This is a genomic window from Shewanella amazonensis SB2B, from assembly GCF_000015245.1.
GTDB classification, from domain to species: domain Bacteria; phylum Pseudomonadota; class Gammaproteobacteria; order Enterobacterales; family Shewanellaceae; genus Shewanella; species Shewanella amazonensis.
In genome coordinates this window covers 3,297,681-3,310,987 of record NC_008700.1, presented here as the reverse complement: position 1 = coordinate 3,310,987, position 13,307 = coordinate 3,297,681, and the positions used below count along the sequence as shown (strand labels likewise).

Here is a 13,307-nt window from a genome sequence, read left to right as displayed (position 1 = left end):
AAAGGCCATCAACGATGGCCTTTTTTATATGTAAAATTAACCTGTTATCAGCTCTTTGGCTTTTCTTCGTACATCAGGTAGTAGCTCTTCTCCATGCCGAGGGCCTCGTAGGTGCGCTGGGCATTGGCATTTTCCTGCTCCACATAGAGGCGGAAACTGGCGGCGCCACCTTCGGCTGCGGCCATGTCTTTGACGGCCTGATACAGGCGGGTGTAGATGCCCTTGCGTCTGTGCTCGGGTCGAATATACACGCTCTGGATCCAGTAGTAATCTTTGGCGCGCCAGTCACTCCACTCGAAGGTCACCATCAGGGAGCCGGCAATCTCACCATCGATATCGGCCACCAGATAAAAGCCCTTGGCCGGGTTGTCCAGCAGGGTGGAGACGCCCTTGGTGAGGGTGGCAGTATCGAGCTGTAACCTTTCGGTTTCCATGGCCATGGCCTGGTTAAAGTTGACGATATCGGTTAAGTCGGCCGCCACAGCCTTGCGTATGTTCATCGGTCATTCCTGTTATTGTTTTAGAGCCGCTAATCTAGCACAGGGATACCTGCTTATGCAGCCTGCGGGAGAAGAACGGAGAATTCCGGCTGATAACGGTCTGATATCGGAGAGCTCCGCCTGATGTAGTCGAATACGGGGAGCTCGGCCTGACGATAAAAATGTCTACCGCCTGGCATTCGACTAAAGTCGAATACGACTACACTTAGCTAAGGTCTGAGATAGGTGTGAATGTTGGGGGATCCTATGGCCAAGCGTATCCGTGTTGCGCGTCCCAATTTTTTTTCTAAGTCACATCAGATAGATAATTCGTTATATCACCAAGAGGTGCCGGGTGTTCAGCACCCTTTGCACTTTTGCCTGACGCTGGCGACCTTCGGGTTGTGGGGCTTGGTGTGGTGGTATCTTATCCTCAAACAGCAGGGCAAACGCGACATACTCACCGGCTTCGATGATGATTATTGGAGTTACCTCATTGAGCGTGAGCAGCCTCCGGCGGCCCTGTATCCTCAAAGATTCAATGCGGGGCAGCGCGGGACTTTTGATGCCTGAAGCCTGCTAACTTGTGAGGCCGATCCTCACGCCTTGCCACAGCAAATGTTAATATTCGCGCTCGGCTATCTCATGCCGAGCGCGCCGGGAAGGATACTTAGCGTGCCCCTTTGGCAAGTCTCATAAGGTTCAGAATGTCTGCTACTCCACCCGCTAATTTGTGGCGCCGCTGGTGCGCCGTGCCCCTTTGGCTGCAAATCCTCACCGGTATGTTGCTCGGTATTGGGGTTGGCCTTGTCCTTGGACCCGATGCCAGTGCCCTGAAACCCATAGGCACCCTGTTTGTAAACACCATCAAGATGTTGATAGTGCCCTTGGTATTTTGCTCGCTGATTGTGGGTGTTACCTCGATGCAGGATACCGCCCGCATGGGGCGCATCGGTTTTAAGTCCTTCGCCTTTTATCTGGCCACGACCGCCATAGCCATCTCGGTGGGCCTTATGGTGGGTTGGCTGCTTGAGCCTGGCGCGGGGCTGAGTCTCGAAGGCCATGACCTCAGTGCCGAAGTGAAAACGGCGCCGTCGGTGATGGACACCCTTATCAACATAGTGCCCACCAATCCGGTGGCGGCCCTGGCCAGTGGCCAGATTTTACAGGTGATTGTATTCGCCGTGGCCCTGGGGGTGGCGCTGGTGCTGATTGGTGACCATGGTAAGCCGGCCATCAAGGTGTTTGAGAGCCTTGCCGAAGCCATGTATAAACTCACCGACATGGTGATGAAGCTTGCCCCCTATGGCGTATTTGGTCTGATGGCCTGGGTCGCAGGCGAGTACGGCATTGATATGTTGCTGCCGCTGATTAAGGTGATTATTGCCGTGTATCTGGGCTGTGCCCTGCATATTCTGGGCTTTTATTCGTTGGTGCTTAAACTGGTGGCCGGGCTAAGTCCCATTCAGTTTTTTAAAGGCATCAGCAACGCCATGGCCGTGGCTTTTACCACCTCCAGCAGCGCAGGCACCCTGCCTGCCAGCATGAAGTGCGCCAGCGAGTATCTTGGCGTAAACAAGAAGATTTCCAGCTTTGTGCTGCCCCTTGGCACCACCATCAATATGGACGGCACGGCCCTGTATCAGGGGGTGACGGCGCTTTTTGTGGCGCAGGCCTTTGGGGTGGACTTAACCTGGGTTGATTACCTCACCATAGTACTGACCGCCACCCTGGCATCCATTGGTACCGCAGGGGTGCCGGGAGCTGGACTTGTGATGCTGACACTGGTGCTGACCACGGTGGGCTTGCCCCTTGAAGGCGTGGCCATTATTGCCGGTATTGACCGGATACTGGACATGGCCCGCACTGTGGTGAATGTGTCCGGTGACCTGGTGGCCACCACTGTGATTGCCCGCTCGGAGGGGGAAATTGATATTGCCCATTATAATGCCGACATGGAAACCAGTTCCGAGATGGCGCAGGCACGGGAAGACAGCTGATTGCCTGAACTGAGTTGATAAATGAAAAAAGCCCCGTTTAATTGGGGCTTTTTTCTGATCTCGGATACGTGAGTTCGGATGCGTGAGTTCGGATACGTGATCTCGGATGCATCAGTGCGTCTGGCAGACCTCGCCAAATGGGCCTGGTCAATAACGTTTGGCCAGCCGGGGGCTCAGAGGCGGCTTAAAATCAGCAGCACTTGTCCTTCACTGTCGAGCAGGCGCAACTTACCTTGGTCATCGGCCAGCTTTCTGACCTTGGGCAGGGCGTCGGCGACTCTGGCTTCCTGATCCATCAGGGCATCGACACAGGCCTTGCGGGTGGTGCCCGAAGGGGTCAGCAGCAACTGATGGCCTTGCAGTTCAAAACTGCCAAAAAAGTTATTGCAGCTGTTGTTGCCAAGGAGTTTATTGCCCTCCTCAAACACCAGTTTTGCAGGGCTGTAGTCGATGACTGGGCGATCCATCACCTGTTCTATGTGCCAGCTTCCGAGCAAATTGACTTCAACAGCGTCAAGAGGAGGGGATGATTGGCAGCCCACCAGCGTCAGTGCGCCGGCCAGCAGGGCAAATTTCTTGATCATGCGGGTTTCCATACTGTACTTTGACGGGCGACGTCGGCATGCCGTCGTTCAGGGGCGATTATGTGGTGGAACAGATGAAAAGTGTAATGAAATTTCTGAAAATCCTGCATTGGATTGGTCTGACCATGGTACTTGGCGGAATTTGGCTGTATCTGGGCACAGAGCTGACAGCGCAGGTCAGTGGCATGCTGTGGGCATCAGTCTTGTTGGGGCTGGGGTTGGTGTTGATGTCCCCGTTTCCGGTTGTGCTCGTTATCGAGTGGGCCAGGGGACAATCAAGCAGCTGAGGTGCCAAAGCACTTCGTTTTTTTCAGGAAACTAGGCGTCGGAAGCCGGAGTTTCTTCGCTGGTTTGGGGCTTGGGATACAGGCGACTGCGAACCTTCTCCAGCTCGTCCCTGGCTTCTGCTATCATGGGCGCCAGTTCAAGATGCGAGTCAGGGGTAAAAAACTTGTGCCCCGTCATCACCCGCTGGTCTTCCAGTTTACGGCCGAATTGTTTGTGCAGTCGGGTCACCAGCGAGTCCAGGTTGGCTTCACTGTCGACAAAGGCCAGCAGGACGATTTGTTCCCCGATGCGCGCGGCCACGTCTGCTTCCCGAAGGTTTTCAAATACCACTTGTGCCAGAGCGCGCAGCTTTTCCTGTGACTCCTCAGCCTCGTACTGAGTGCCGTTTTCCATGACCACCAGCCCGGCGTGGGAGCCCAAACGCCGACTCAAATTGAGCTGTCTTGGGGCCATCAAATTAAAGCCGTTGTCATTGAGCATCTGCGTGGATTCATCCTGCAGCGACATGTGTTCAAGGCGGCTCATCTGGCGCAGTACATTCAATTCACTCTCGAGCAGCGACAACATGGGCTCTGCCAACGTCCGGCCGCTGTCGATATTGGGTGGCAATTTGTCACACACCAGCAGCACTGCACCAAAGGAGCTGCCTCCGGGCCAGTTCAGGGGGAAGTCAATCAAGCCTTGCTGCCAAATGCCTTCAGAAGGAAGTTCAGTATTGATCAGTCGCTGCTTGAGGTTGTCTATGGGTTCAATGGCACCCAGGGTCAGGCCGAGGTTTTTATGTTGTTTCAGGGTGAGGATTTTGGCGTCGCCAACTTGGTATTGCACTATGGCGCAGGCGCTGGCTTTAAACAGCTGACACAACAGTTGTGTCAAATGCTGCCATCGGGACTGATCGATGGCAGTGTTGGGAGAATCAAATAGCCAGGTTACAGGTTCAGACATAGGGTATTCAAATGTGTAATTGTTGTTATTCCATAATACGTTAGTCGCGAATCGATTAAAAAGCCAGTCTGGGTTGTCAACCGGGTCACAGCGTCGGTGTCGCTAATTGCATTTCTGCGGCCTTTGCCTTTTGCTCTTGCTGCCAGGATTGCAGGTTTTCTTTGGCCAACATCAGCATGGGGCCGAGCTTGCTGCCTGAATCGGGCGAGAAAAACCGAAAACTGTAATCCAGTTTAAGGCTGGGCTCCTGCTGGGCCAGTTGGCGTTCAACCCGCTGCACTATATGGTTAAGATCCCGTTCATTGTCCAAAAATGCCAGCACCACAAACAGGGTATCACTGTAATGGGCAGCAATGTCGGCGGTGCGAATGGTGTGCTGTATGATGCCGCCGAGCAGGCGATGATGTTTTTCGTTGAGATCAGCGTCGGGGCCTGGTTGCTGCAACTCAAAAAACAGAATGCCGGCATGGGCGCCGAATCGGCGGCCAAGATTTAATTGCCGTGGCGCCATCATGATAAAACCGTAGTGGTTTAACATGCCGGTTTCCCTATCCCGCATTGACAGGGATTCCACCCTGTGACTTTGGCACAGCAACGCCAGATCTTGCTGCAACAGGATCTGAAACGGTTCCAACATCAAGCTGTTAATGCTCTGGTTTTCTACCCGCTTGTGGGAGAGTACGCACAAACAGCCAAAGACAGAACCATCGGGCCAGAGAATGGGCCGGGCAAGCAGCCCAAGACAGCTGTCAAAATCGGTGGGTAAGTCACCTGCATGGTATTTGGATAAATCCAGTGACACACCATCGGGCATGGCATTGACCAAATCCAGAAACAACGGCGTGTCCCGGTCAAACATCTGCCCTGACGTAAAGTGTGGCAGGTCGGCGATGGCACTGACGAGCACCTCAAAGCCAAGCGACACTCTCTGCACCACAAATACATAGTCGGCTTCGTAATAGCGCTTGATAAGCTCACACTGATGCATCCAACGAACCAGATTAACCTGGGGGCTGTCGGACTCCAGCAGGCTTGCATGGGGGTTGATGGTTTCAGGCAACATAAAGGGCAGCACCTTTGGCTGGGAACTGTCATACAGTGTGGTCACGAACTGCAGGAACCGCAAATAAATGGTCGATATTGATTGTTGGCTTTCATCGCCCTAACTCCCTGTATAATGACTGCTTTCCAAAGGAGAAACTCTGATGCAAATACGACAGGCAAGCCAGGGAGATATTGACCAGCTGGTACAGCTTGAACAGCGTTATGGCCGGGATGAGCTGAGCGATAATGATGTCCGTCTGGAAGCGCAGCTTAATGGTCGCCGGGAGTTTAGCTTGCTGATTGCAGAGCATCTGGTGGTCGTGGCAGAAGATGCAGGGCAAATCATGGCCTATGCCATTGTTGCCAATGAAGGTTTTTATCAAGGACAGATTTTTTATCGCAAGCTTTTTCAGCGACTTGGAAGTTATCAGCAGTCAAGCCGTGTACAACGAGGTGGTGTGGGAAAACGCTCATCCGCAGGTTGTTATGGCCCTGTGTGGGTGGATAGTCGCTATCGCGGCAAGGGGGTCTTCGGAGCGCTGTTTGACAAAGTAATGGAACTGTCAAAAGGGCGTTACTCGCCTCTGTTTACCTTTATTGCCGAAGAGAATCAACACTCGCTGAATGTCCATGTGAAGCGCGCCGGGATGGAGGTTCTGGACTTTTTTGAGGATGGGGGAAGAGGTTTTTATCTGCTGAAGTGCTGCGAATGAGTGTTCACTGCACGGACTGTCACTGCTGCAATTTATGGGTTAAGTTTATTTAACGAGCAGCCATATTGTACGACAGCCTATGCAGGTAAATTTTCAGTTGTTTGATCGCAGCTTTCTGTTGGCTGTGCGCGAGTCTTTTATCGCGCTGTTACCTTTTCTGCTTATCAATGCGCTGCTGGCGCTTTTTCCGGTACTTGCCACTGTGCTGGCACCTGAACTGTCGGTGTATGATGCTTTTCATTGGTTTGAAGGCATAAGTGATACGCTCGGGCGGCTTTTCCCTTTACTGGCGATGTTGTCGCTGTCGTACCACTTTGCCAAATATCTGGATATTTCAGCGGTGGCCTCGGCCACCCTGTCCCTTTGCATCATCTTTTCGCTGCATGTGCACACCAGCGGTGGGTTGGTGTTCAGCGATTATCTGCTTGAGGTGCTCGGCGACCCGCGCATGGTGATAACTCCCATACTGGCCGCCTACATCATGCGCCACTTTTTAAAATTCCCCCAGTTGCATATGGTGAGAAGTGCCGAAATCAGCGCCTATTTGAGTCAGCACCTGAACCTGATTATTCCCATGGTGCTGACTTATACGTTGGTGGTTCTAATCCTCAAGGCCATGAGTCTGCTGTTGGTGCTGGGGATTTCTCCCATGGTGGATGCGGTGGGCGAATTCGGCCCGATGGGACAGTTAGTTTTCCGGGTGCTGTTGACACACATGCTCTGGTGTTTTGGGGTACATGGCGATAATGCCTTTTTGCTGCTGATTGGCGATGACAATGGTCTGCGATATCTGGCACCCAACCTGACCTTCAGCGAGTTTATGGATCTCTTTGTGCTGCTGGGTGGCAGTGGGGCCACCATCCCGCTGCTGATTGCCATTTTTTTGGAAAGCCGCGACGAGCAGAGCCGGCATCTGGCCAAAATTGCGGTGCCTTTCTCTGTTGTGAATATCAATGAAATCCTGATTTACGGCTTGCCCATAGTCTTTAACCTGCGCCTCGCTATCCCCTTTGTGTTGCTGCCCTGCCTGAATGTGCTTATTGCCTGGATGGCGATTTCAGCCGGTTTTTTGAGTTTTGATGGCAAACCCTTCCCCTGGGTGACGCCACTGTTTTTGAATGGCTGGATTGCATCGGGTGGTTTTACCGTGGTGGCGCTGCAGCTGTTTTTGGTAACGGTTGGCGTATTTATTTATCGGCCGTTTATTCGTAAGTACAGTGCCCTTGCCGATACCAATCAATATGATCGTGAGCTTATCAAACGCACTGAATTACAAACAGATATTGAACGTATGGCCGAGCGGCAGTATAGCCGCAATCAGTCTGAAACCCTCGCTGCCAGTCGCAATCTGGAGCGTACGGTTCGCGAAGTATTGAGTGGTGAGCTCCTGGTGCACTATCAGCCAAAGCTCAAGTTGCCGGGGCAGGAGGTGGTCGGTTTCGAGGCGCTTTTGAGGCTGAAGGATGCAGACGGCAATATAAAAGGGCCTTGGTTTATTGATAATTTTCAGCGGGCCGGTTACTCCCACGTGATAGACCGCTTTGTGATTAATACAGTGGCAGAGGATTTGAGGCGCTGGCAGGCAGCGGGCTTTTCGCCCAAGGTCAGTATTAACCTCGATCCGAACAACTTAAACGATGTGCTTATGCTCGACAGGCTGCGCACCACCCTGGGGGAATTTGCCCATCAGGTTGAAGTGGAAATCCTCGAGCGGGCATTTATGAGGGATCTGCAAGGCATTAACCGCGCCATCGCTCAACTTCAGGCATTGGGGTTCCGATTCTTGCTGGATGACTTCGGTACGGGATTTTCCAGTCTCAGTCTGCTGACCCAGATTACAGTGGATGGCATCAAGCTTGACCGGAGTATCCTCGGCAAAACCGATACTGATCAGGGCCGGGTGCTTTACCGGCAAATTTGCCAGCTGTGTAAATCGCTCGGGTTTCAGTTGGTTGCCGAGGGCGTTGAAACCCCATCGGAGGCGAGCTTTGTCGCTGATGCCGGTGTGGATTATGTTCAGGGCTGGTTGTATGCCAAGGCATTGCCTCAAGCCCGGGCAATGGAATATGCGCTTAATCATGGCAAAATAACCCCTAACGATTTGGACACCATCTGACACTATGCAATATATCCAACAGCTGTTAATGCCTTACCAACAACACGCGCTCAGCGCCTGGGACAGATTACGCCTGGGTTACAGTCTCTGTGTACATGAGGGTGTCGAGGTTAAGGCCTTTCGAGGTGGTCAGCCTGAGGCTTATTGGCTGCAAGTGCCCGAAGGTTACGTGCATTGCGGCACTATTCATTCGGTGGGGACGGCTTGGCAGTGGGACATCATGCCGGATGGCAATCTGGAGCTGCTAAAGTTGGAAGCCGTGCCTGAAAGCCAGTTGGGATTTCTATTGGTGCAGGCTGCGCACTTCGACCACTGCTATTAGTCTACCTCTGCGGCAAACTGACGATTGCTACAGGCAAAGGCCTGTCGGTGTGAGGTACCTTGAGGTGAGCCAGAGACAAAAAAACCGCCTTTCGGCGGTTTTTTATTGGGCAAGCGCCTGATTACAGACCTGAATCTGCGCGCAGTGCTTCGGCCTTGTTGGTTTGTTCCCAAGGGAACTCGTTACGACCAAAGTGACCGTAAGCGGCAGTGGCCTGATAGATAGGACGTGCCAGGTTCAGCATTTCGGTCAGGCCATATGGGCGCAGGTCGAAGTGCTGACGTACCAAGGCAATGAGCTTATCTTCTGGCAGTTTACCGGTACCGAAGGTCTCGATGCTGATAGAGGTTGGCTCGGCTACACCGATGGCGTAGGACACCTGGATTTCACAGCGGTCAGCCAGGCCAGCGGCCACGATGTTTTTGGCAACATAACGGGCGGCGTAGGCAGCAGAGCGGTCAACCTTGGATGGGTCTTTACCGGAGAAGGCGCCACCACCGTGACGGGCCATACCGCCGTAGGTGTCAACGATGATCTTGCGGCCAGTCAGACCACAGTCACCCATTGGGCCACCGATAACGAAACGACCGGTTGGGTTGATAAAGAACTTGGTGTCCTTGTTCAGCCACTGGGCAGGTACCACAGGCTTGATGATGGTTTCCATCACGCCTTCTACCAGATCAGACTGAGAGACAGAATCGCAGTGCTGGGTAGACAGTACGATGGCGTCAATACCCACAATCTTGCCTTCATCGTAGGCGAAGGTGACCTGAGACTTGGCGTCTGGGCGCAACCAGGACAGGGTGCCGTCTTTACGGACTTCTGACTGGCGCTTCACCAGCGCGTGGGCGTAGGTGATAGGCGCTGGCATCAGCACGTCGGTTTCGTTGCTGGCGTAGCCGAACATCAGGCCCTGGTCACCGGCACCCTGTTCACGTGGGTCAGCACGGTCAACACCCTGGTTGATATCAGGAGACTGCTTACCGATGGCACTCAGTACCGCGCAGGAATCGGCATCAAAGCCCATGTCTGAATGCACATAGCCGATTTCGCGTACGGTTTTACGGGTCAGTTCTTCGATATCGACCCAGGCAGAGGTAGTGATTTCGCCACCGACCATCACCATACCGGTTTTCACGTAGGTTTCGCACGCTACGCGGGCCTTGGGATCCTGCTCCAGGATTGCATCGAGCACAGCATCGGAAATCTGGTCTGCAATTTTATCGGGATGACCTTCTGAGACCGACTCAGAGGTAAACAAGTGTTTTGCCATGTTTAGAAAATCTCGACTTTTTAAGCGTTAAACGTGTAGAAGCATCTACATCTAGACGGCCATTTTAGTTGAAATTACGTTCACGATCATCCCCCGGATCAGAAAATTTAGTGCCAATTGTGACCAAGATAGGACTGGGGAAGGGGACTGTTTTATAGAGAAAATCAATTACTTTAACAAATTCATGGTGATAAAGGCCTGATGTGCAGTGGTTTGTTCCATGCGTTTTTGTCTGCGACCAGTGAAAGAAGCCCCCGATAGCGCCTCACTGGTTTTGCCAGCCGTCAATATGGAAATTTAAATTTGCGTCCACAAGCCCTGTTAAGGGAAAATATGTGCCCACAATTGCCCGAAAAGCCTCAATACAAGCAGGAGAGAGCATGTCTCGTAAAGAACTCGCCAACGCTATCCGCGCACTCAGCATGGACGCCGTTCAAAAGGCCAACTCCGGTCACCCCGGTGCCCCCATGGGGATGGCAGATATTGCCGAAGTCCTTTGGCGCGGTCATCTGAAGCACAACCCCACCAATCCACAGTGGGCCGATCGCGACCGTTTCATCCTCTCCAATGGCCACGGCTCCATGCTGCACTATTCGCTGCTGCACCTGGCCGGTTATGACCTGTCTATTGAAGACCTCAAGCAGTTCCGTCAGTTGCACTCACGCACCCCAGGTCACCCTGAGTACGGTTATGCCCCCGGTATCGAAACCACCACAGGCCCTCTGGGTCAGGGCATCACCAACGGCGTGGGTATGGCCATTGCTGAGAAAGTGCTGGCTGCCCAGTTTAACCGTGACGGTCACGACATCGTTGACCACTACACCTACGTGTTCATGGGCGATGGCTGCTTGATGGAAGGTATTTCCCACGAGGCTTGCTCTTTGGCAGGTACCCTGGGTCTGGGCAAACTGATTGCTTTCTGGGATGACAACGGCATCTCTATCGACGGTCACGTTGAAGGCTGGTTTACCGACGACACGCCAAAGCGTTTCGAATCTTACGGCTGGCATGTAATTGCCGGTGTTGACGGCCACGATGCCGACGCCATCGACGCGGCCATCAAGGCGGCCAAGGCCGACCCACGTCCAACCCTGATTTGCTGCAAAACCATCATTGGTTACGGCTCGCCAAACAAGTCCGGTTCACACGACTGCCACGGCGCGCCGCTGGGCGATGCTGAAATCGCTGCCGCCCGTGAATTCCTCGGCTGGAAACACGACCCATTCGTTATTCCTGCTGATATTTATGCCCAGTGGGATGCCAAAGAAGCCGGTATTGCCTCTGAGAAAGCCTGGGACGAAAAGTTTGCCGCCTACGCCGCTGCTTACCCAGAGCTGGCTGCTGAATACCAGCGCCGCGTGAAGGGTGAACTGCCTGCCAACTTCGCTACCGAAGCCCAGGCCTACATCGAGAAGCTGCAGAACAACCCTGCCAACATCGCTTCCCGTAAAGCCTCGCAAAATGCTCTGGAAGCCTTCGGCGCCATGCTGCCTGAATTCCTCGGCGGCAGTGCTGACCTGGCCCCATCCAACCTGACCATGTACTCGGCTTCCAAATCCATCACAGGTGCTGATGCCAGTGGTAACTACCTGCACTATGGTGTGCGCGAGTTCGGTATGACCGCCATCATCAACGGTATCGCGCTGCACGGCGGCTTTGTGCCATACGGCGCCACCTTCCTGATGTTTATGGAATATGCCCGTAACGCCATGCGTATGGCTGCCCTGATGAAGGTGCAGAACATCCAGGTTTACACCCACGACTCTATCGGTCTGGGTGAAGACGGCCCGACTCACCAGCCAGTAGAGCAAATCGCTTCTCTGCGCGTGACCCCGAACATGAGCACCTGGCGCCCATGTGACCAGGTGGAATCAGCCGTGGCCTGGAAATACGCCATCGAGCGCAAAGACGGCCCAACGTCGCTGATCTTCTCCCGTCAGAACCTGGCGCAAATGCCACGCAGCGCTGAGCAGCTGGCCAATGTCGCCAAGGGCGGTTATGTGCTGGTAGACAGCGCTGCAGCCCCTGAACTCATCATCATTGCCACCGGCTCTGAAGTTGAGCTGGCAGTGAAAGCCCAGGCCGAGCTGACCGCCAAGGGCAAGCAGGTGCGCGTGGTGTCCATGCCATCTACCGACGTGTTCGACAAGCAGGATGCGGCCTATAAAGAAGCCGTACTGCCAGCCAGCGTCACAAAACGTGTGGCCGTAGAAGCGGGTATTGCCGATTACTGGTATAAGTATGTGGGTCTGAACGGCCGCATCATCGGCATGACCAGCTTCGGCGAGTCAGCGCCAGCCAATCAGCTGTTTGAAATGTTCGGCTTCACCGTCGACAAGGTGGTTGCCGCCGCCGAAGAGCTGCTGGGTTAATTCTGACGCGAGCAAGGTGGCAGCCAGGCTGCCACCGGTCTGACCGGCAAATGCCGGTCAGCCTCTGTCGGCAGGGGAGCCGACAGGGTTTTCACCCTCCCCAGAGGATTTGCTCACCACTATGATCCGTGTTGCTATCAATGGTTATGGCCGCATCGGCCGCTCCGTGCTGAGGGCGCTTTATGAGTCCGGCAAACGGGGCCAGATGCAGCTGGTCGCCATTAATGAACTGGCCAAGCCCGAGGCCATAGTTCACCTGACCAATTACGACACCACCCACGGCCGTTTCCATACCCGTGCCAGCCTCGATGAAGGCATGATGCATCTGGGGAATGACGCCATACGTTTACTTGCCATCGAAGATGCCGCTGCGCTGCCCTGGCAGGCGCTGGATGTAGACTTGGTGTTCGAATGCACAGGCGCCCTCAATGACAGACAAAGCGCCGAAGCCCATATTACTGCCGGTGCCCGCAAGGTACTGATAAGTCATCCGTCTTCTGCCGATGTCGATGCCACCATCGTCTATGGTGTCAACGACGCCAGCCTCAAAGCCACAGATACCGTTGTCTCCAACGCCTCCTGCACCACCAATTGTCTGGTGCCGGTCATCGACGTGCTCGACCGCCACTTTGGCGTGAAGAGCGGTGCCATCACCACCATTCACTCGGCCATGAACGATCAGCAGGTGATTGATGCCTACCATGATGACCTGCGCCGCACCCGCGCCGCCAGTCAGTCGATTATTCCGGTGGACACCAAGCTCGCCCGCGGGATTGAGCGCATTTTGCCGCAGATGAAAGACAAGTTTGAGGCCATTTCGGTGCGGGTGCCTACAATAAACGTCACCGCCATCGACCTCTCGGTGACCCTGGATACCCGGGTAGATATCGCTACCGTGAATGCGGCGCTCAAGGCCGCCGCCGATGGCAGTGCCAGCGGCATACTGGGCTATACCGATGAGCCTCTGGTATCATGTGACTTTAACCATGACCCGCGCTCCAGCGTGGTGGATGGTACCCAGACCCGTGTCAGCGCCGGGCATCTGGTGAAAATGCTGCTTTGGTGCGACAACGAGTGGGGTTTTGCCAACCGCATGCTCGATACCGCCCTGGCCATGGCGGCCACACAGGCTGAATGACCCTACAGGATAATGAAGAAGAGCAGGGACAAG

The 13,307-nt window shown here is 54.1% G+C and carries 13 protein-coding genes; 8 read left to right on the top strand and 5 right to left on the bottom strand.

The genetic code is table 11. From position 1 onward, the window contains the following. Nucleotides 1-47 precede the first annotated feature (47 nt). Nucleotides 48-500 (bottom strand): GNAT family N-acetyltransferase, encoded by a 453-nt coding sequence (locus SAMA_RS14485; RefSeq protein WP_011760878.1) that lies wholly within the window; start codon nt 498-500, stop codon nt 48-50. Between the two features lie 246 nt (nt 501-746). Here SAMA_RS14485 and SAMA_RS14480 point away from each other — a divergent pair, with 246 nt between their 5' ends. Together SAMA_RS14480 and SAMA_RS14475 are read left to right on the top strand one after the other, a co-directional pair. After that, nucleotides 747-1,052, top strand: a complete 306-nt coding sequence (locus tag SAMA_RS14480) for a hypothetical protein (protein ID WP_011760877.1) — start codon at nt 747-749, stop codon at nt 1,050-1,052. Between the two features lie 134 nt (nt 1,053-1,186). Further along, a complete protein-coding gene (locus SAMA_RS14475) occupies nt 1,187-2,479 on the top strand; it encodes a dicarboxylate/amino acid:cation symporter (protein WP_011760876.1) in 1,293 nt (430 codons plus the stop codon). Nucleotides 2,480-2,652: 173 nt separating this feature from the next. Here SAMA_RS14475 and SAMA_RS14470 read toward each other — a convergent pair whose 3' ends face one another. After that, nucleotides 2,653-3,063, bottom strand: a complete 411-nt coding sequence (locus SAMA_RS14470) for an META domain-containing protein (protein WP_041409884.1) — start codon at nt 3,061-3,063, stop codon at nt 2,653-2,655. An 86-nt stretch (nt 3,064-3,149) separates the two neighbouring features. Between SAMA_RS14470 and SAMA_RS14465 the strand changes: the two genes are divergently transcribed. Beyond that, nucleotides 3,150-3,350, top strand: a complete 201-nt coding sequence (locus SAMA_RS14465; RefSeq protein WP_332249009.1) for a hypothetical protein — start codon at nt 3,150-3,152, stop codon at nt 3,348-3,350. A gap of 31 nt (nt 3,351-3,381) precedes the next feature. On the opposite strand, the gene SAMA_RS19195 is transcribed toward SAMA_RS14465, so the two are convergent. Then, the gene (locus SAMA_RS19195) at nt 3,382-4,296 is read right to left on the bottom strand and encodes a GGDEF domain-containing protein (RefSeq protein WP_011760873.1); all 915 of its coding nucleotides are present in this window, start codon (nt 4,294-4,296) and stop codon (nt 3,382-3,384) included. Nucleotides 4,297-4,381: 85 nt separating this feature from the next. Continuing rightward, on the bottom strand, nt 4,382-5,359 hold the full coding sequence (locus SAMA_RS14455) for a nucleotidyl cyclase domain-containing protein (protein WP_011760872.1): 978 nt from the start codon (nt 5,357-5,359) through the stop codon (nt 4,382-4,384). A gap of 142 nt (nt 5,360-5,501) precedes the next feature. Here SAMA_RS14455 and SAMA_RS19190 point away from each other — a divergent pair, with 142 nt between their 5' ends. The 3 genes from SAMA_RS19190 to SAMA_RS14440 all read left to right on the top strand — a co-directional run bounded on the left by SAMA_RS19190 (nt 5,502) and on the right by SAMA_RS14440 (nt 8,491). Then, a complete protein-coding gene (locus tag SAMA_RS19190; RefSeq protein ID WP_011760871.1) occupies nt 5,502-6,053 on the top strand; it encodes a GNAT family N-acetyltransferase in 552 nt (183 codons plus the stop codon). 79 nt (nt 6,054-6,132) lie between these two features. After that, nucleotides 6,133-8,169 carry an EAL domain-containing protein gene (locus SAMA_RS14445; protein ID WP_011760870.1) on the top strand — a complete coding sequence of 679 codons (2,037 nt, stop codon included), beginning with the start codon at nt 6,133-6,135 and terminating at the stop codon, nt 8,167-8,169. Nucleotides 8,170-8,173: 4 nt separating this feature from the next. Further along, nucleotides 8,174-8,491: a hypothetical protein gene (locus tag SAMA_RS14440; protein ID WP_011760869.1), complete on the top strand. Its 318-nt coding sequence runs from the start codon at nt 8,174-8,176 to the stop codon at nt 8,489-8,491. Nucleotides 8,492-8,612: 121 nt separating this feature from the next. Here the strand turns inward: SAMA_RS14440 and metK are convergent, their stop codons facing one another. Next, a complete protein-coding gene (metK, locus tag SAMA_RS14435) occupies nt 8,613-9,764 on the bottom strand; it encodes a methionine adenosyltransferase (RefSeq protein ID WP_011760868.1) in 1,152 nt (383 codons plus the stop codon). 380 nt (nt 9,765-10,144) lie between these two features. Between metK and tkt the strand changes: the two genes are divergently transcribed. Both tkt and epd read left to right on the top strand, forming a co-directional pair. Beyond that, on the top strand, nt 10,145-12,136 hold the full coding sequence (gene tkt, locus SAMA_RS14430) for a transketolase (protein WP_011760867.1): 1,992 nt from the start codon (nt 10,145-10,147) through the stop codon (nt 12,134-12,136). A 121-nt stretch (nt 12,137-12,257) separates the two neighbouring features. Next, nucleotides 12,258-13,274, top strand: coding sequence for an erythrose-4-phosphate dehydrogenase (epd, locus tag SAMA_RS14425; RefSeq protein ID WP_011760866.1), 1,017 nt, complete (start codon nt 12,258-12,260; stop codon nt 13,272-13,274). Nucleotides 13,275-13,307 lie beyond the last annotated feature (33 nt).